The organism is Lachnospira multipara LB2003 (assembly GCF_000702205.1).
GTDB lineage: Bacteria > Bacillota > Clostridia > Lachnospirales > Lachnospiraceae > Lachnospira > Lachnospira multipara_A.
Genome location: NZ_JNKW01000006.1, coordinates 61,668 through 79,017, shown reverse-complemented (window position 1 = coordinate 79,017; position 17,350 = coordinate 61,668). Strand labels below are relative to the sequence as shown.

Here is a 17,350-nt window from a genome sequence, read left to right as displayed (position 1 = left end):
CTAGTGTCAGAAGGGGTTAAAGCCCCTTCTGACAGGTGGCACAAAGTGCCACTGCGTTCATGAGGAAGTAGCGAAGCGGATTCCGAATGTCCGCTTTATAAGGTTTGCATTATAAGATAATGTGTAATAGAATAGAATAATTTACAATTTATATAATCTGGATTATAATAATCTAAATTATATAAATTGTGACGGAGGTTTGCTATGGAATTATTTGTTGGAAGAGAAGAAGAATTAGAAACATTAGAAAACGAGTATAATAGCAGCTCACCAGCTTTTGTAGTTGTTTATGGAAGAAGACGAGTTGGTAAAACAACTTTGATTAATCATTTTTGCGAGAATAAGAAATCTATATATTATTTGGCAACAGAAGAAAATGAATTTGAGAATAGAAATGCCTTTAAAGATTTAGTTTCATTTGTACTTGAAGATGAACTTTTAGCTAGTGCTAATCTTGATACATGGATGCCTATTTTTAAAAGAATAGCAGAGGAATCAAAGAAAGAGAGAATAGTATTAGTAATTGACGAATTTCAATATCTAGGTAAGTCAAATAAGGCATTTCCTTCTATTATGCAAAAGGCTTGGGATGAGATATTATCTAAGGCTAATGTAATGCTTATATTATGCGGTTCTTTGATTAATATGATGACCTCACAGGTGCTAAATTATGATTCTCCACTTTATGGAAGAAGAACTGCACAGATTAAATTAAAGCAGATTGATTTTTCATACTATCATTTATTTGATGAAACTTTAAGTCTAGATCAGCAGATTATGCAATATGCGGTAACGGGTGGTGTTCCAAAATACATAGAGTTATTTAGTAAAGACAAGGATATTTATAAAGCGATAAAAAAGAATGTACTTTCTCTTAATTCATTTTTATACGCTGAACCTGAGTTTTTATTACAAAAGGAAGTATCTGAAGTAGGAAGTTATTTTTCAATATTAAAAACTATTGCTGCAGGTAATTATAAATTATCTAAAATAGCTACTAATCTTGAAGTTGCTCAGTCAAAGTTAACCTCATATTTAAAGGTCTTAGTGGATCTAGATATAATCGAGAGAGAGGTTCCTATAACTGAGGAGAATCCAAGTAAGAGCAAGATGGGATTGTATAAGATTAAGGATAATTTTATAGCTTTCTGGTTTAAGTTTATATATCCTAATAGGGCATTATTGGAATCTGGAAAAGGACAATATGTAGAGGATAAGATAAAGAAGAATTTTATAGATAATCATGTCTCATATGTATATGAAGACATATGTAGAGAAGATGCATGGAATTTATTGGCAAATGGAATATCTTTTAATAGATTAGGAAGATGGTGGGGAGCTAAAGATGTTGAAATTGATATTCTAGCATATGATTCTAATGGCGAAGATATCGTGTTTGGGGAGTGTAAATACTCTAAGAATAAAAAGGGAATGGAAGTATTGATGTCTCTAAAAGAGAAATCTAAAAGTGTTAAATGGAAGACACAATCAAGAAATGAGCATTACTGCATTTATTCTAAATCAGGTTTTACTGATGAATTAATAGATTTTGCATCAAAGAATAATAATGTTATTTTAAAGCAATTGTCTTTATAAAATGTAGTTATAATCAAGATATGTTATAGTAATTTCATTTTACAAGCAGAAATATCCGTTAAAATATCAAATAAATAAATTATCGGTTGTTTACCTCTAGAATATAAGTTATAATAAAAGTAACTAAGATTCGACAATTAAATAAGGAGGTTTTTATGGCTGAATTAAAAATTTATCGCTGTAAGGTGTGCGGTAATATTTTTCTAGTAGTTAACGATGGTGGTGGAAAGCCTATTTGTTGTGGAGAAGATATGGTTCTTCTAAAAGCTAATACAACAGATGCTGCAACGGAGAAACATGTGCCTGTTGTAGAGGTTAATGGGGATGATGTAACTGTTAAAGTTGGTGAAGTTGATCATCCAATGCTTCCTGAGCATTATATTCAGTTTGTCTGTCTTTTATTAGAAGACGGCGTGCTTGTAGAACACTTAAAGCCAGGTGCTAAGCCAGAAGCTAAATTTAATGTGGCAGGTAAGAAAATTGTTGCAGCATACGAATATTGCAATTTACATGGCTTATGGAAGAAAGATTTGTAGTATAAAGACTTTAAGAATTAAGTGCGTCAGATGTTATACATTTTGACGCACATTTTATAATAAGGGTAGAAGTATATGAAGCAGTACAGATTAGATTTAAATGACAATGAGAGTAAAGAAAAATTTGATGAGAGAATAGAAGGGGCTAAAAAAATTGTTCAGAATTATAAGGATTCTCAGATTCTAATACAGATAGTTGAGCCAACAGGTGATACGGATTACATTAGACAATGGTTAAATAATTCGATGGATTTTGTAACGAATGAATCAACTAATGTAACTCTTTTTGGCATGACAAGTCATAGTTCATTAAGAGAAGGAACACATGTTGCCAAGAATACGGTATGTTCCTTAATGGTATTTGAGGAAAGCTCATTTAAGCCTTTTATGTATGATTGTAAGAAGATGACTCCAGAGGAAGCAGGAGTCCTTTTTTGTGATGAAATAAGAGATATAGAGGATGTAAAGGGAATAATTTTGATGTCATCAGGTTTGTTTTTAAATCCACAAAAATTTATTGACGAAGTAGCTAAGCAATATGATGATTATCCTATTTTTGGTGGCTTAGCAGGATCAAGTGACTTATTAACTGATAAATCCTTAGTGTATTTAAATAATGAAGTATCAGATTATGCCATAGTAGCAATTGTGCTTTATGGTAAAAATCTTCACGTTGAAACAACTTATGCCTTAGGTTGGAAACCTTTTGGTAGAGAGTTTACAGTTGCAGAAAGCGATGATAAGGGAGCATTAAAGTTAGTTGATGATATGCTTGCCTTTGATGTATATAGAAATAATTTAGGTGTTAAGGATAATACCAAGTTTTTTGAAAATACTTCTCCATTCCCTCTATTTTTTGATAAGGATGGAAAGAAGTATACAAGAGTAGCCCTAGGTTCTAATGATGATGGTTACATGTATTTTTGCTCGGAGTTAAAGGAGGGGGATAAGTTTTTCTTATCTTATGCAAGACCAGAGTATCTCTTATATGATGCTCTTGAAAAAGCTAACAAAATGCTAGAATTCCAACCGGAAGCCTTGCTTGTATATGCATGTAATAATAGAAGAGCCTTGCTTGGAGATTTTTTTGCTGATAGGGAATTAGGTTACTATGAATACGTACTTCCAACATCTACATGGAGTAGTGGTTATGGCGAGGTGCTCTATAATAAGGAATCTGTTGGAGTTCTTAACTCAGCACTTGTATCAGTGGGATTAAGAGAAGGGGATAAGAAAAATCTTACTCCTAAGGAGCCACTTGTAGAAACTTACCTTACCGATGCATCTGGTGTGCTTCCTATGGTAGATAGACTTATAAGCTTCCTTGAACATACCACAGAGGATCTAAGACAAGTACTTTCGAAATTACATAATATATCAAGCCATGATAGTTTAACTGGAGTATACAATAGAACTGCCCTAGATCATTTCTATACTAAGTTCCAGAACGATATGAGAAATGATGAAAAAATCGGTATTTTAATGTTTGATATAGACTTTTTTAAAAAAGTTAATGATGAATATGGACATGATGTAGGGGATGCCGTATTAAAACGAGTGGTAAATATAATTCAGGAGTGTGCTGGAGATAATGATATAGTTACAAGGTGGGGAGGCGAAGAATTTATCATGCTGATACCACATTGTAACAAGGAATATTTATTAGAGTTGGCAGAGCGAATTAGAATTAAGGTAGAGCGTTCTTCATTTTTCCCAGTAAGAAGTCTGACCATAAGTATAGGCGCAACAATGGTTGATAAGGAAACAACTAACGTAGAAGCCTTTAAAAAAGTAGATACTGTGCTTTATAAAGCTAAAGAAACCGGTAGAAATAAAGTGGTTAATGATTTATAAAAGTACTGATAATAAAAGGGCGAAGCAATTGCTTCGCCCTTTTTGCAATTCAATACTATAGCTTTATTATGGTATTGAGCACTTTACTTTATATTTTTTTACTGTAACACTAATTAGTAGTTCTCTTCGTGTACTTCAAAGTAGCTCTTTGGATGAGCACATACTGGACATGTTTCAGGAGCCTTAGTACCAACAACGATATGGCCACAGTTTCTACATTCCCATACCTTAACTTCACTCTTCTCGAAAACCTTAGCAGTTTCTACATTCTTAAGAAGAGCTCTATATCTTTCTTCGTGGTGCTTTTCGATTTCGCCAACCATTCTAAATTTAGCAGCAAGAGCCTTAAAGCCTTCAGCTTCAGCTGTCTTAGCAAAATCTTCGTACATATCTGTCCATTCGTAGTTCTCACCATCAGCTGCAGCAGCAAGGTTAGCAGCAGTATCACCAATGCCGTCTAATTCCTTAAACCACAACTTAGCGTGTTCCTTTTCATTATCAGCAGTCTTTAAGAAAAGAGCTGCAATCTGCTCATAGCCTTCTTTTTTGGCTACTGAAGCAAAATATGTATATTTATTACGTGCCTGTGACTCACCAGCGAAAGCTGCCTGTAAATTTTTCTCTGTCTGTGTTCCTTCGTACTTGTTACCCATGATAAATCCTCCTTAATCTGTTTCAATGTTATTACAATCGTCGCATATATAAGATATCTTCAAATCATAGGATAGAATCTTATGCCCAGATTGTTCTGTAATTTTTCTAGTTAAGTCATTAAATGTAAAATCGGAAATTTTGCCACACTTAGCACAAATCATATGATCATGTCGTACAGTCTTATCATATCTATCTGAACCGCCGCTAATGGCGATTTGACGTACCGACCCATTTTTAACTAAGGTGTTGAGATTGTTATAAATTGTAGCAAGAACCACCTTACTATTTTTCTTCTTAAGCTTTAAGAAAATCTCTTCAGCAGTTAGGTGATCGCTACTAGCATTAATAATATCCAAAATTTCCTTAGCATATTTTGTCATATGATTACTCCTTCCATTAATTTTTCTTAACTTAGAATTAGAATAATTCTAAAATACAATTTTGTCAAGAAAAAATCGCATGAAATTTTGCAAATATACATATACAATTAAAACTCAACTAACAATACTAGTTTAAGTATATACTATTAGTTTAAAATCAACAAGTAATAGGATATATATTTGACTTTATATTGTTAGTTATATATATAAACTTGTTTTATAAAAAAAATAGCCTTATAATTAAGTAAATTTATAAAGATGGAAGGTAAAGAAATATGTATGATTATGTTATAGTTGGCGCAGGCCTTTATGGCGCTACTTTTGCAAGAGAATTAACAGATGCAGGAAAGAAAGTTCTTGTTATTGATAAGAGGGGTAACATCGCAGGTAATGTCTACACTAGAAAGGAAGAGGGCATTAATGTGCATGTTTATGGAGCACACATTTTCCATACTAATAACAAGGCTGTGTGGGATTATCTCAATAAGTTTACAACTTTTAACAGATTCACTAATTCACCAGTGGCAAATTATAAGGGAGAGTTGTACTCATTGCCATTTAACATGTGCACATTTAATAAGATGTGGGGTGTAGTTACACCAGCAGAAGCTAAGGCAAAGATCGAAGAGCAAAGAGCCGAGGGCGAAAAGGCAAGAACAAATCCAGATGGTTCAATTAATCCACCATCAAACCTAGAAGAGCAGGCAATAAGCCTTGTAGGTAAGGATATCTATGAGAAGTTAATTAAGGGATACACTAAAAAGCAGTGGGGACGTGAATGTAAGGATTTACCTGCATTTATCATTAAGAGATTACCTGTTAGATTAACATTTGATAATAACTACTTTAACGCCCTTTATCAGGGAATTCCAATGGGTGGTTATACCAAGATGGTAGCTAATATGCTTGAGGGCATTGAAGTGTGCTTAAATACTGATTTTTTAAATCCAGAAACAAGAGAAAAACTTGAAAAAGAATTAGCTCCAAATGGCAAGATTGTCTATACAGGCCCTATTGATGCCTACTTTGATTATAAGCTTGGAACACTTGAATATAGATCAGTTCGCTTCGAAAATGAAACCCTTGATATTCCAAATTTCCAGGGAAATGCAGCTGTTAACTATACAGATAGTGAAACACCTTGGACAAGAATTATTGAACACAAGTGGTTTGAATTTGGTAAAGATGAGAACGGTGATGACATTCCTAGGACAATTATCTCTAAGGAATACAGTTCAGAATGGAAGCCAGGAGACGAACCATATTACCCAGTTAATGACGCTAAGAATAGCAAACTTTACGAAAGCTACAAAGAATTAGCAGACAAGGAATCCAATGTAATCTTTGGCGGACGCCTTGGAGAATACAAGTATTACGACATGGATGCAGTAGTAGCATCAGCCCTTGAAAGAGTAGAAAAAGAACTAGCGTAGAAAGAACTAGCAAAGAAAGAATTAGCATAGAAGGAACTAGTATAGAGAGAACTAGTGTAGAAAGAACTAGCGTAGAAAGAACTAGCATAGAAGTCATAAAGCGGACTTAGAATGCCTAGAATGTCCGCTTCACACCCCATATTACTGTAATAAGTAGTAATGTGGGGCTTTTTTATTATTTGTGAAGTGAGTGAAGTGATTTGTGAAGTGCAGTGAAGTTTTTAGTGAAGTAAAGTGTAGTTTTTAGTGAACTAAAGTGAAGTTTTTGTTTACAACTTCACTTTTATTTCTTATAATTTAATTATGATATAAGGCTAGGAGGTAATATATGAAGATCGAAGAATTATTTCCAAACTTTGGTTTAGAGAGCAAGAATATTGAATATAAAGGTACTATAAAAGAAGGCAAGAGCGACAAAGGTAAAAAGCTAGAGATAGGTTGGCTTAAAACAATTGTTGCTTTTGCTAATACAGATGGTGGTAAACTAATAATCGGTGTGGAAGATAATAATCATACAATAGTTGCTTTAGATAAAAAAGAAGCAGACAAAACAATCTTAATGATTCATAGACAGGTTAAGGAAAAGATAGAACCTAATATCTCCTATGAAATTAATGCGATTGAGGTGAATACTTCTAATGAAACGCGATACATAATTGAAGTTACTGTTAATAAAAGTAAGAATTTACCAGTAACATTACACGAAGAGGGTTTGCTTGGAATATATGTAAGAAATTATGGACGTACTGATATTGCAACACCTGAGCAAATTAAGGACTTAATTCTTTTAAGTGATAATATTCCTTTTGACACTGCAAAAACAGGAATTGTTTATGATGAAAATGAATTTAAAAAACTTCATTTAGTTGCACAGGAAAGAAAGACTAAAATAAGCGAAAAGGAATTGATTTCTAAGAATTGTATAACTGAGGATAGGTATGTAACAAAAGGAATGGAGTTATTTGCAGATGATTACTCAGGTTTAAGAACAAAGGTTGTTGCAACAGTTTGGCCAGGTTTGACTAAAGGTGGGTCAATAGTTACAGCAACGGAAGAATATACAGGAAATCTGTTATCAGTTCTAGAACGAACAATAGATTTTATACGAGTTCATTCAGCTAATGGATTTAGAAAAATTTCAACACAAACTGTTCCTTATGTATCATATCCAGTTCGTGCAGTAACAGAAGGCGTAGTAAACGCAATAGGCCATAGAAATTACTATATGTCAGGAACTCAAGTTGAGATTAACATTTTCCCAGATCGCTTAGAGATTACTTCGCCAGGAGCGCTTTTAGGTGTTAGGGAGTTATATAAGGAGAAGAATATTGCTTCAATTATTCCGCGAAGAAGAAATGAAGTTATTTGTAATCTTCTTGAAATGTGTAAATATATGGAGAAAAAAGGCTCAGGATTTGATTTTATAGAAGAGGATTATTCAAAAGCTTCTGATGAGTTTGCACCATTTATTACAACAGACTCGAGTTCGTTTACCTTAACATTACCTGACTTAACATATGAAAGAGGAGTTGTAGATAGTGACGCTGATTCCCCAGAAGTATATGTATTAGAGGTTTTAGAAGGAAAGAATGATTTGCAAATTCTATCATATTGTTATAACAATAAACGCACTGTAAAAGAGATAGCTTCTGAAATAGGGCTAACAGCCTCAACATACTTTAGAAGTAAAGTTATAGCAAGACTAGTAAAGAAAGGAATGCTGATAGAACTAGGAGATGGAAATAATAAGCAGTATATGGCTAATAAGGAAAAGGTTAAACTAAAGATTTAAGATAATTTTTAAATGATTGGGGGATACATTTGCGGATGTATACTTTGGAGAGTCGGAGAAATCCGACTCTCCTTTGTATTTTATATTAATCCTGTCCTAATAGTTCAACGTCTTTATTAATAATAATATCTCTAAAACAAGTATTATCAATTGCTGTAGAATTTAAAAGATCTTCCATGGAATTACAAGAAAATAAAAGTTTATAACCTTGATTTGTTTCAATATCATTATCTTCAGTTTTGATATATAGGCCAAAAAGAAAATCTTCTTCGTTTGTATACATATTTCCTGTATTAAGTCTATAGGTTATATTTTTATAAGTAAAATCCAATCCAAACCAATGCCCCTCAGATGGATTCCATTCTCCTGTATATTGTGATGTGAAATCTGTTAGGTTTATAAATTCATTTTTTATCATTTTAAATGGAACTCCTTCTTGATTTATATGACTAATATAAGTAAATAAATTGCAGTTGTCAAATTTATTAAAGTTATTTTCCTTGATTATTGTGGAAAACTTTAATATCACAGTTCATAATGAAGTTTCCTCCCTAGGTTTAAAAATCCAACCCCATAGTCCCTTAGACCTAAAAATATTAATAAAATCAAGAATAGGAGTATTAATATAATAAATATTTTGGGTATAAACTTATGATTTTTAGGAAACATGTTGACATTTTCTTGACACAGATGTTACAATCAAGCCATAAATTTGATTATTTGCAGGCAGTGAAGCAGGGACTTGGGCTGCGCCAGATTCTCAAGTTTACTTATTGCGGAGATTATAATTATTTATAAACTGAGGGCATCAATTCAGCTGAATTGGTGCCTTTAGTAAATGTTAGGTCTCAAGGAATGTAATTGTGGCAAACCCACATATCAATGGAGGAATTAAACATGAAGACTACAGCGTTAATTATGGCAGGTGGTAAAGGTGAAAGATTCTGGCCAAGAAGCCGAGTTAATTTACCTAAGCAGTTTTTATCACTAACTGGTGATGGAAAGACAATGATTCAGCTTACAGTTGAAAGAATTAGCCCATTAGTTAAGCTTGAAGATGTATATATTGCAACTAATAAGAATTATAAGGAACTTGTTAAGGAACAGTTACCAGGTCTTCCAGAGGAGAACATCCTTTGTGAACCAATCGGACGTAACACAGCTCCATGTATCGGTCTTGGCGCAGTTCACGTACTTGATAAGGCAGAAAAAGAAGGTGAAGATGATGCAGTAATGATCGTACTTCCTTCAGATCACCTAATTAAGAATAACGAAGTTTTTGCTGACACATTTAAAGAAGCAGTAGAAATTGCAACTAAGGGCGAGAACTTAGTAACAGTAGGTATTACACCTAACTATCCAGAAACAGGATATGGATATATTCAGTATGATGAAAGCAAGACTGACGGCAATGGTCGTAGCGTAGCTAGATTTGTTGAAAAACCAGACCTTGAAACAGCTAAGAAGTATTTAGCAGAAGGTAACTACCTTTGGAATTCAGGAATGTTCGTTTGGAAAGTTTCAACAATCATGGATTGCTTCAAGAGCTTTATGAATAGCACATACGAAGGCCTTTTAAAGATTAAGGAAGCTATTGGAACAGAAAGGGAAGATGAAGTATTAAATGCAGAATTCCCTAACCTTGAATCACAGTCAGTTGACTATGGTATTATGGAAAAAGCAAGCTCAATCTTCACACTTCCAGGTAACTTTGGCTGGGATGACGTTGGATCATGGCTTGCAGTTGGACGTATTAAAGAGAATGACGAGAAGGGTAACGTAGTTACAGGAAACGTTGTAACAGTAAATACTGAGAACACAGTAATTGAAGGTAAAGACAAGCTTATCGCAACTGTAGGTCTTAGAGATATGGTAGTGGTAGACACAGATGATGCTATCCTTATCTCAACTAAGGAAAATACAGGCGAAATCAAGCAGGTTCTCGCATCTCTTCGCGAATCTGGCAAGACACAGTATTTATAAGATTGTCATAAAACAACATATAAGTAATTAGATAACAATGGATTACTTGTTATATAACAATTAGATAAAAACTGGATTACTCAGATATTTAGCACCTAGACTTATTATTCTTTGTTGTAGCCCCAAAGTTAGTCACATAACTAACTTTAGGATTTAGCTACAGCTTAGAAGGTAAGTATAGGTGCTTTTTTAATTCTTCTGTGCTGCCTGGAGGTTTCATTTCTAGATTCGGGTTTTACAGTGAATGTTGGTTATTAATGCTTGCTTTTTTATTCTGGAATTAGGCTTACAAAGGAATTTTAATCTGTATCAGAAATTTTTGTGTGATAAAGGCAACAAATTCAGAAAATAAGAAGCTTGTTTTCATCTTTTTGCGGACTTTTAGTGAAATTTAGATAACTTGCGATAATAATTAAGGCAAAATAAGAAGAAATAATTGCCTTTATCGACAATTTTTCTTTTGTACGGATTAGCTTTAAATTTATTGAAATATTTAATTTTGGAAAAAGTAATCTTTATTGGATATTTTTTGATAATTTGGGCAATTCCCCTCCGGCCAGCCCGCAAGAATTCTTTAGCACCCCCATGTGAGTCTAAAGAAACCGTCAAGAACCATTCCCCGCGGCCAGAGCCCTGCTGCCTCATAAGATGAATAAATAAGCCACCAAACATATATTAAGTTTGGTGGCGTTTGTGCTATCTAGAAAATCTAGAAAATCTAGTTTTAAACCCTACAAATACTAAAGCAGCTAGTATTATAGCAATGTTTAGTCCAAGTAAAGAATTATCGCCTGTTGCTGGACTGGTGTTATTAGGAGAAGTTGTTTCTGTATTTTCACTAGCTTTAATGGTTGTTGGTTCATTATTTACTGTAGTTGTGTCCAAGTTCTTATAGACAAGGGCGTATGTTGAGAACTTATCAGTTTTAAAAGTGAGTGTAGAAGTGTCTTTATCATACTTACAATCTAGAAGAGTAGATACGCCATCATGCACTCTTAAAATAGCTAAAGAATTCATATCCCATTTATCGTTAGCATCTAATTTAAAACTGATTTCCACATCCCCATCAGTTTCGCTAATCTTGTCTTCTTCAGAATCTCCAACCTTTTTGAATAGGTTGATATCAAAGAAATTGGCTACATTATATTCAGGAAATGAATTTTGAATTTCCTTTTTATCAGCAATAATTGTTTCATCTTCATTGTCTTCGTTTATTTCATTAACCTCAAGCCAGATATTAACGCCCTTAAGTGCCTCTGAATCAGTTATTGATAGAATCTTTTTAAGGCCATTATTGTTAACAATACTTGAATTGTAAGGGTTAAGCTTAGTATCTATTGTTGTTGAATTAGTAATGTCCTTTATTTCTCCAGCAACTCGAGGCACTTCCTTATATGCCGTGTTTTTTGTTGAACTGCTATCTGTTGAACTGTTATCTGAGGAACTACTAGCTTCTACTATTTTATAACTAACACTAGCGATTGCGTTTTCAGCTAAACCATAACCATTAAAAACAGCTGTGTATTTGCCAGGTTCAGTAGGAAAGCTATCTAAAAGAACACCACCTTTGTAGTATTTAATCGAGCTATTCAATTCTGCCATAAAATCATCTATTGAAGCTGATGCTTTTAGGAAAGCTAGAAAATCTTCATCAATGCCTGTTTGCACTAGACTTGCACCAGTTATGTCGCTGCCATAAACGCGATTTGTAGGTGCAACAATAGTTATAGTTGCTGTATCTACAGGATCACTGCATCCATTGGCGGTACAAGTCGCTGTTATAGTGGCTCCATTACTTTCAAATTTATAATTATGCTTATGCTTATGCTCGATTATTAAATGTAAAGTTGATTCTTTTTGAATATTATAATCTGCTAAAGTTCTATTATCTTCTAGGAGTTTACCTGCAAATATTAATTTCTGTATATCAGGAGGAAACCCTTCTTTATCTTGAATCTTAGCTTTAACATTTTCTACTGTATCAGACGGTTCCACATCAAGAGTTATTGTTTTGCCATTTGAGGTTTTAACAAAAATCTGCATAGCAAAAACATTTGTTAAAGTAAATTGTGTAAATAAAAAAATAGATAGAATTAAAACAAATGAGTGTTTTAAAGCTTTATTTTTTTTGAATCCTTTCATAAAATTTATCCCCTCCTTATATATTATATAAATAATAATATCATAAATAAGATATATAGACTATTGATTTGTTTTCTAGTGGCTTTTTAGTGAAATTTAGTTAAATTGCGAAAATTATGTGAAATAATGGCAAACATTCTGTGTATTTATTGAAAGATATAAAAATGAGTGATATTATTTTCTAGGTGTTTTGCACTAAGAGGATAAAGGATAAAATATACTTTGGGAGTACAAGATGGAACTATATTCGTTAGAGTTTGTGATATTCATAGGAGTATTACTTATTACATATTATGGAGTTGAAACTTTTTTTAAAGAAGATAAATATGGACAAGGATATCAATGGATAATTCTTCTTATAGCTAATATATGTTTTTATAGTTTATGTGGAATTACTAACCTAGTCTATATATTTACTACATCCGTAACAACATTTGCCGCAGGACTTGGCATGAGTCGTAGAACGACAAAGTATAATTTAGACAAAAAATCACTAAAGAACAATGAAACACAATCTAAAGAAGCTAGACAACAAGCAAAGGCAAGCTTAAAGAAAAAGTATATGTTTGATAAGCGATTAATATTAGTGATTACTTTGCTTATTAATGTTGGAATCTTAGCTTATCTTAAATATTGGACTGTAATTTATGATTATTTCAATGATTTTGCCGTAAGAGATTTGGCAGAATCAATTGAAGAAAATGTTACAGGAAGCGGTAACACAATATTTAGTGCAAGCTCTATAGCAATTCCTTTGGGAATATCATTTTATACATTTCAGTCTATAAGTTATTTGATTGATATGTACAATGATAAATATAGCGCAGAAACAAACTTCTTTAAGTACCTAAACTTTGTATCTTTTTTCCCGCAATTAATTCAGGGACCAATCAATAGATACGATCAATTAGGAAATCAATTAAATGGAAGACATAAATTAGAAGCAAATAATATCCAGAGAGGTTTGATTAGACTTTTTTATGGATTTTTTAAAAAATTCGCCGTTGCTGATATGGTATCGCCAATTATAATGGCGGCCTTTAGAAATATAGATTCAAAGACACCAGGATGCATAATTGTATTTGGAGTTTTACTTTATTCCGTTGAGCAATACTGCGATTTTTCCGGTGGAATCGATATGGTAATGGGCGTAAGTAAGATGCTTGGAATAGACATGATGGAGAACTTTCGTCAGCCATACTTTAGTAAATCCCTTGGGGAATTTTGGAGAAGATGGCATATTTCCCTTGGTGCCTGGATGCGAGATTATATATTCTATCCAGTAGCCCTAACAAAGCCTATGCAGTCACTGTCTAAAAAATGCAAAAAAATAAAGAACAAGAAATTGGCAACACACCTTTCAAGAACACTTCCGGCTTGTCTTGCAAACCTTCTTGTATTCTTTATTGTAGGTTTGTGGCACGGTGCGCAGATGCATTTTATTTTATGGGGAATTTATAATGGCATGGTAATAGCTCTAAGCGATTTATTAAGTCCGATTTTTACAAAAATCACAGAGTTATTGCATATTAATAGGGAAAATAAATACTATAAAATATTTACTATAATAAGAACATTTATTGTGGTTAATATTGGCTGGTATTTTGATGTGTTAGTAGATGCTAAAAACAGCTTATTGTGCTTAAAAAATACCTTTATTTATTTTAAGCCAGCTAAGCTATTTAAAAAAATAGCTGAGTGCGCAGTTTATAAGCAGAATACATGCTTACTTATTGCATTCATTGGCTGTGTTGTAATTTTTATAGTAAGTCTTATGAAAGAAAAAGACATTGATGTAATGGATAGACTTATAAAAAGTCCAGTAATCGTAAGGACTTTGATTTATACAACAATAATACTATTGATGCTTGTTTCTTTTGGTTTAAGCAGCGCAACAAGTGGAGCGTTTATGTACGCTAATTATTAACAATGAGATAAGATAAAGGAGTAAATTGTGAAAGATGAAATAACAAAGAATTCCAAAGCTAAGAAGTGTGTAAAAATTTTACTAGTTGTTGCAGTTATTATTGTGTTTAATGAGCTATTGAAATTTTGCTTTGAACCTTACGGAACAGCTAGTCAGATAATGTGGAATGATTATCATAAGGAAGAAAATCTAGATCAGATTTTTGTTGGAAGCTCAATTTGTTATGTGGGTATTAATCCATATATTGTAGATGATATTATGGGAACTAATTCATTTAATATGGGAACTTCGGCACAGCAGTTGGCACAGACCAAGTTAGCAATAAAGACAGCAATTAATGACCATGAGATTAAGAGAGTGGTTATGGCCCTTGGCTATTTTTCTCTTACAGGAGAGAGAAGTACTAAGGCTGAGGTAGCTTTCCTTAGAGCTAAGGTAAATAGCGCATCCTTTTTAACGAAGTTTCAGACATATATAAAATATGCTTTTGATGATGATGTAATAGGAAATCCTGAATCCATCAATTATTTATTCCCTTGGGTGTATAATTCAGTATCTCTACAAAAGGTGCCATCCAATGTAACTGCCAAGTTAGAAGGAAAAGTTGCCACAGAGCAGGAAATGATTGATAACGTTTACAGACATTATGTAGGCAAGGGATATGGATATTTATCAGGATATCTTAATTTTGATGATACAGGAAATGACACAACTTATAGATATTACTCTGAAACCTTTAGTGAGGATTCGCTACAGGAATTAAGAGATATAGCAAGTATGTGTAAGGATGCAGGAGTGGAACTTGTGGTAGTTGCCACACCAAGACCGGCTTTTGATATATTAAGCTATGGCACTAATGGTGATGAATATTTTGAAAAAATGTTACTACTACAGAGTTTATTTAGTGAATATGGTGCTTCATATTATGATTTTAGTTTAGCTAAGGATGAGCTTTTTACTAATAGCGATAAGTACTATTTTGACCATGAACATATGAATAAAGAGGGCTCAGAGGCTTTCTCAACATCAATAGCTAATTTTTTATTAAAAAAAGACGCGGGAACTGACGTGGATTCTTTATTCTACACACCAGAAGAATACCTAAATTCCATAGATTATATATCTACGGTTTGGTTTAAAACCAAGTGTGAGGGCGATAGTATATGTGTAACACCTATTAGTTATAAAGGAACTAATGTGGAGGTGGAATATCAGTACACCGTATATAATGAAACAACATGTCAGGTGGATGTAATAAAAGATTACTCTACTGATACAAGCGCAGTGATTCCACTTAATTCCGATGGTAACGACAATGGATGCATTAAGATAATAGTTAATGCAAGACAAGTAGGAACAGATGTGGCATATGAAAAAAGATGTATCCAGACAATAAAATATTAGTTTTTATACAATAAAATTTTTCACTTTATTAGAAACAAAAACAAGGGTACAATAAGAGATGGCGAATAAAAATAATACGTATGATAATGTAAGTTCGCGGGAAGAAGGAATGAAATGAATAATGTATTAGATTGGTTAGAAAATTCAGCTAAGAGATTACCAGGAAAGGTAGCTTTTGCTGACACAGTAAAGACAATAACTTATGGAGATTTAGAAGAGAAGAGCGATAGACTAGCAACTTTTCTTTTAAAGGAAATTGGCATTAAGCCAAGAGAAGCAGTAGCTTTCTACCTTGAAAAATGCGTAGATGCTACAGCAGGTATGTTTGCAACATTAAAGGCAAGAGCGTTTTATTCATTTATAGATTTAAGAAGTCCTGAAGTTAGACAGTTAAAGGTAATTGAAACTCTTACACCAAGAGTAATTTTTACAGATAATGAGAATTTCTCTAATGCAGAGATTTTATTTGGTGGATATGAAGGTACAAGAATCGTTAATTTAGAGGAACATCTAAAGGACAACACAGAAATAGATAAAGAGCTTTTAGAAAAAGTAAGACGTAGTGCAATGTCTAATGATCCTGTATATGTAAACTTTACAAGTGGAAGTACAGGAACACCAAAGGGCGTTGTGGTAGGACATGGCTCTATTATAGATTTTATTACAGTATTTAATAAGACATTTGATTTGACAGAATCAGACGTTTGGGCAAATCAGGCACCATTTGATTTTGATGTATCAGTAAAGGATATCTTCGCATCAATTTCAGTTGGTGGTACAGTTAATATTATACCAAGAGCATATTTTTCTAATCCAACACAGCTTATGGATTATTTGGTAGATAGAAAGCCAACAGTGCTTGTATGGGCAGTTAGTGCAATGTGTTTTGTTTCAATAATGAATGGCTTTGGATATAAGGTTCCAGAAACAGTTAAGAAGGTAATCTTCTCAGGTGAAGTAATGCCAATAAAGCAGCTTAATGTTTGGAAAAAATATCTTCCAAATGCCACATATATCAATGTATATGGTCCAACAGAAATAACATGTAATTGTACATATCATATTGTAGATAGGGAATATGACTTAAAGGAAGTAATTCCTGCAGGTAAGGCATTTGAGAATGAGCATGTATTCTTATTAAATGAAGATGATGAAGAGATTACAAAGCCAGGTGAAGTTGGCGAAATCTGTGTATCAGGAGCATGTTTAGCCCTTGGATACTATAAAGATCCAGATAAGACAAGTAGAGCATTTATGCCAAACCCAGCTAATAAGAACTTCCTTGAAATGATGTATAGAACAGGAGATTTAGGTCGATTTGATGAGAATGGTCTTCTATATTATGTTTCTCGTAAGGATTTCCAGGTTAAACATATGGGACAGCGTATTGAACTTGGAGAAATCGAAGTTGCTGCAAGTTCTAAGGAACATGTAGAAAGAAGTTGTTGTTTATATGATAACAATAAGAAGAAGTTATTACTTGTTGCCACAGGTGATGTAGATAAGAAGGAACTTCTTGAGGGCTTAAGAGAGGATTTGCCACCATTTATGATTCCTAATAAGGTATTCATACTTGATGAAATGCCAATGACTAAAAATGGTAAAATTGATAGAAATGCTCTTAAGAAAGTAGTAGGACTAGAATAATT

The 17,350-nt window shown here is 33.2% G+C and carries 13 protein-coding genes; 9 read left to right on the top strand and 4 right to left on the bottom strand.

Translation table 11 applies throughout. The annotated features are described in order from the left end of the window. The first annotated feature begins 204 nt into the window (after positions 1–204). The 3 genes from T537_RS0105060 to T537_RS0105050 all read left to right on the top strand — a co-directional run bounded on the left by T537_RS0105060 (position 205) and on the right by T537_RS0105050 (position 3,986). Entirely contained in the window at positions 205–1,596 is a 1,392-nt protein-coding gene (locus tag T537_RS0105060) for an ATP-binding protein (protein ID WP_031556589.1), read from the top strand. A gap of 155 nt (positions 1,597–1,751) precedes the next feature. Continuing rightward, a complete protein-coding gene (locus tag T537_RS0105055; RefSeq protein ID WP_027437185.1) occupies positions 1,752–2,132 on the top strand; it encodes a desulfoferrodoxin in 381 nt (126 codons plus the stop codon). Between the two features lie 75 nt (positions 2,133–2,207). Beyond that, positions 2,208–3,986 carry a sensor domain-containing diguanylate cyclase gene (locus tag T537_RS0105050; RefSeq protein WP_027437184.1) on the top strand — a complete coding sequence of 593 codons (1,779 nt, stop codon included), beginning with the start codon at positions 2,208–2,210 and terminating at the stop codon, positions 3,984–3,986. Positions 3,987–4,099: 113 nt separating this feature from the next. Here the strand turns inward: T537_RS0105050 and rbr are convergent, their stop codons facing one another. Then, positions 4,100–4,642: a rubrerythrin gene (rbr, locus tag T537_RS0105045; RefSeq protein ID WP_155895235.1), complete on the bottom strand. Its 543-nt coding sequence runs from the start codon at positions 4,640–4,642 to the stop codon at positions 4,100–4,102. Positions 4,643–4,651: 9 nt separating this feature from the next. Beyond that, entirely contained in the window at positions 4,652–5,020 is a 369-nt protein-coding gene (locus tag T537_RS0105040; protein WP_031556587.1) for a Fur family transcriptional regulator, read from the bottom strand. A 275-nt stretch (positions 5,021–5,295) separates the two neighbouring features. Between T537_RS0105040 and glf the strand changes: the two genes are divergently transcribed. Both glf and T537_RS0105030 read left to right on the top strand, forming a co-directional pair. Continuing rightward, the gene (glf, locus tag T537_RS0105035) at positions 5,296–6,453 is read left to right on the top strand and encodes a UDP-galactopyranose mutase (RefSeq protein WP_031556586.1); all 1,158 of its coding nucleotides are present in this window, start codon (positions 5,296–5,298) and stop codon (positions 6,451–6,453) included. A gap of 328 nt (positions 6,454–6,781) precedes the next feature. Further along, positions 6,782–8,245, top strand: coding sequence for an RNA-binding domain-containing protein (locus T537_RS0105030; protein WP_031556585.1), 1,464 nt, complete (start codon positions 6,782–6,784; stop codon positions 8,243–8,245). 85 nt (positions 8,246–8,330) lie between these two features. Here T537_RS0105030 and T537_RS0105025 read toward each other — a convergent pair whose 3' ends face one another. After that, the gene (locus T537_RS0105025; RefSeq protein WP_031556584.1) at positions 8,331–8,663 is read right to left on the bottom strand and encodes a hypothetical protein; all 333 of its coding nucleotides are present in this window, start codon (positions 8,661–8,663) and stop codon (positions 8,331–8,333) included. Positions 8,664–9,142: 479 nt separating this feature from the next. On the opposite strand from T537_RS0105025, the gene T537_RS0105020 reads away from it, so the two are divergent. Further along, positions 9,143–10,228, top strand: coding sequence for a mannose-1-phosphate guanylyltransferase (locus T537_RS0105020; RefSeq protein ID WP_027437178.1), 1,086 nt, complete (start codon positions 9,143–9,145; stop codon positions 10,226–10,228). A 696-nt stretch (positions 10,229–10,924) separates the two neighbouring features. On the opposite strand, the gene T537_RS13050 is transcribed toward T537_RS0105020, so the two are convergent. Further along, entirely contained in the window at positions 10,925–12,370 is a 1,446-nt protein-coding gene (locus tag T537_RS13050) for a ubiquitin-like protein (RefSeq protein WP_242839163.1), read from the bottom strand. Positions 12,371–12,605: 235 nt separating this feature from the next. On the opposite strand from T537_RS13050, the gene T537_RS0105010 reads away from it, so the two are divergent. The 3 genes from T537_RS0105010 to T537_RS0105000 all read left to right on the top strand — a co-directional run bounded on the left by T537_RS0105010 (position 12,606) and on the right by T537_RS0105000 (position 17,348). Continuing rightward, a complete protein-coding gene (locus tag T537_RS0105010) occupies positions 12,606–14,297 on the top strand; it encodes an MBOAT family O-acyltransferase (protein WP_031556582.1) in 1,692 nt (563 codons plus the stop codon). Positions 14,298–14,324: 27 nt separating this feature from the next. Next, positions 14,325–15,701: an SGNH/GDSL hydrolase family protein gene (locus T537_RS0105005; protein ID WP_031556581.1), complete on the top strand. Its 1,377-nt coding sequence runs from the start codon at positions 14,325–14,327 to the stop codon at positions 15,699–15,701. Positions 15,702–15,815: 114 nt separating this feature from the next. After that, complete coding sequence (locus T537_RS0105000; protein WP_031556580.1) at positions 15,816–17,348, top strand: amino acid adenylation domain-containing protein; 1,533 nt, start codon at positions 15,816–15,818, stop codon at positions 17,346–17,348. Positions 17,349–17,350 lie beyond the last annotated feature (2 nt).

What these genes read in the sequence shown, in the direction of transcription:
- T537_RS0105040 (WP_031556587.1), bottom strand. Translation starts at nt 5,020, where the DNA reads ATGACAAAATATGCTAAGGAAATTTTGGATATTATTAATGCTAGTAGC.
- T537_RS0105050 (WP_027437184.1), top strand. Translation starts at nt 2,208, where the DNA reads ATGAAGCAGTACAGATTAGATTTAAATGACAATGAGAGTAAAGAAAAA.
- T537_RS13050 (WP_242839163.1), bottom strand. Translation starts at nt 12,370, where the DNA reads ATGAAAGGATTCAAAAAAAATAAAGCTTTAAAACACTCATTTGTTTTA.
- T537_RS0105060 (WP_031556589.1), top strand. Translation starts at nt 205, where the DNA reads ATGGAATTATTTGTTGGAAGAGAAGAAGAATTAGAAACATTAGAAAAC.
- T537_RS0105030 (WP_031556585.1), top strand. Translation starts at nt 6,782, where the DNA reads ATGAAGATCGAAGAATTATTTCCAAACTTTGGTTTAGAGAGCAAGAAT.
- T537_RS0105025 (WP_031556584.1), bottom strand. Translation starts at nt 8,663, where the DNA reads ATGATAAAAAATGAATTTATAAACCTAACAGATTTCACATCACAATAT.
- T537_RS0105010 (WP_031556582.1), top strand. Translation starts at nt 12,606, where the DNA reads ATGGAACTATATTCGTTAGAGTTTGTGATATTCATAGGAGTATTACTT.
- glf (WP_031556586.1), top strand. Translation starts at nt 5,296, where the DNA reads ATGTATGATTATGTTATAGTTGGCGCAGGCCTTTATGGCGCTACTTTT.
- T537_RS0105055 (WP_027437185.1), top strand. Translation starts at nt 1,752, where the DNA reads ATGGCTGAATTAAAAATTTATCGCTGTAAGGTGTGCGGTAATATTTTT.
- T537_RS0105020 (WP_027437178.1), top strand. Translation starts at nt 9,143, where the DNA reads ATGAAGACTACAGCGTTAATTATGGCAGGTGGTAAAGGTGAAAGATTC.
- T537_RS0105000 (WP_031556580.1), top strand. Translation starts at nt 15,816, where the DNA reads ATGAATAATGTATTAGATTGGTTAGAAAATTCAGCTAAGAGATTACCA.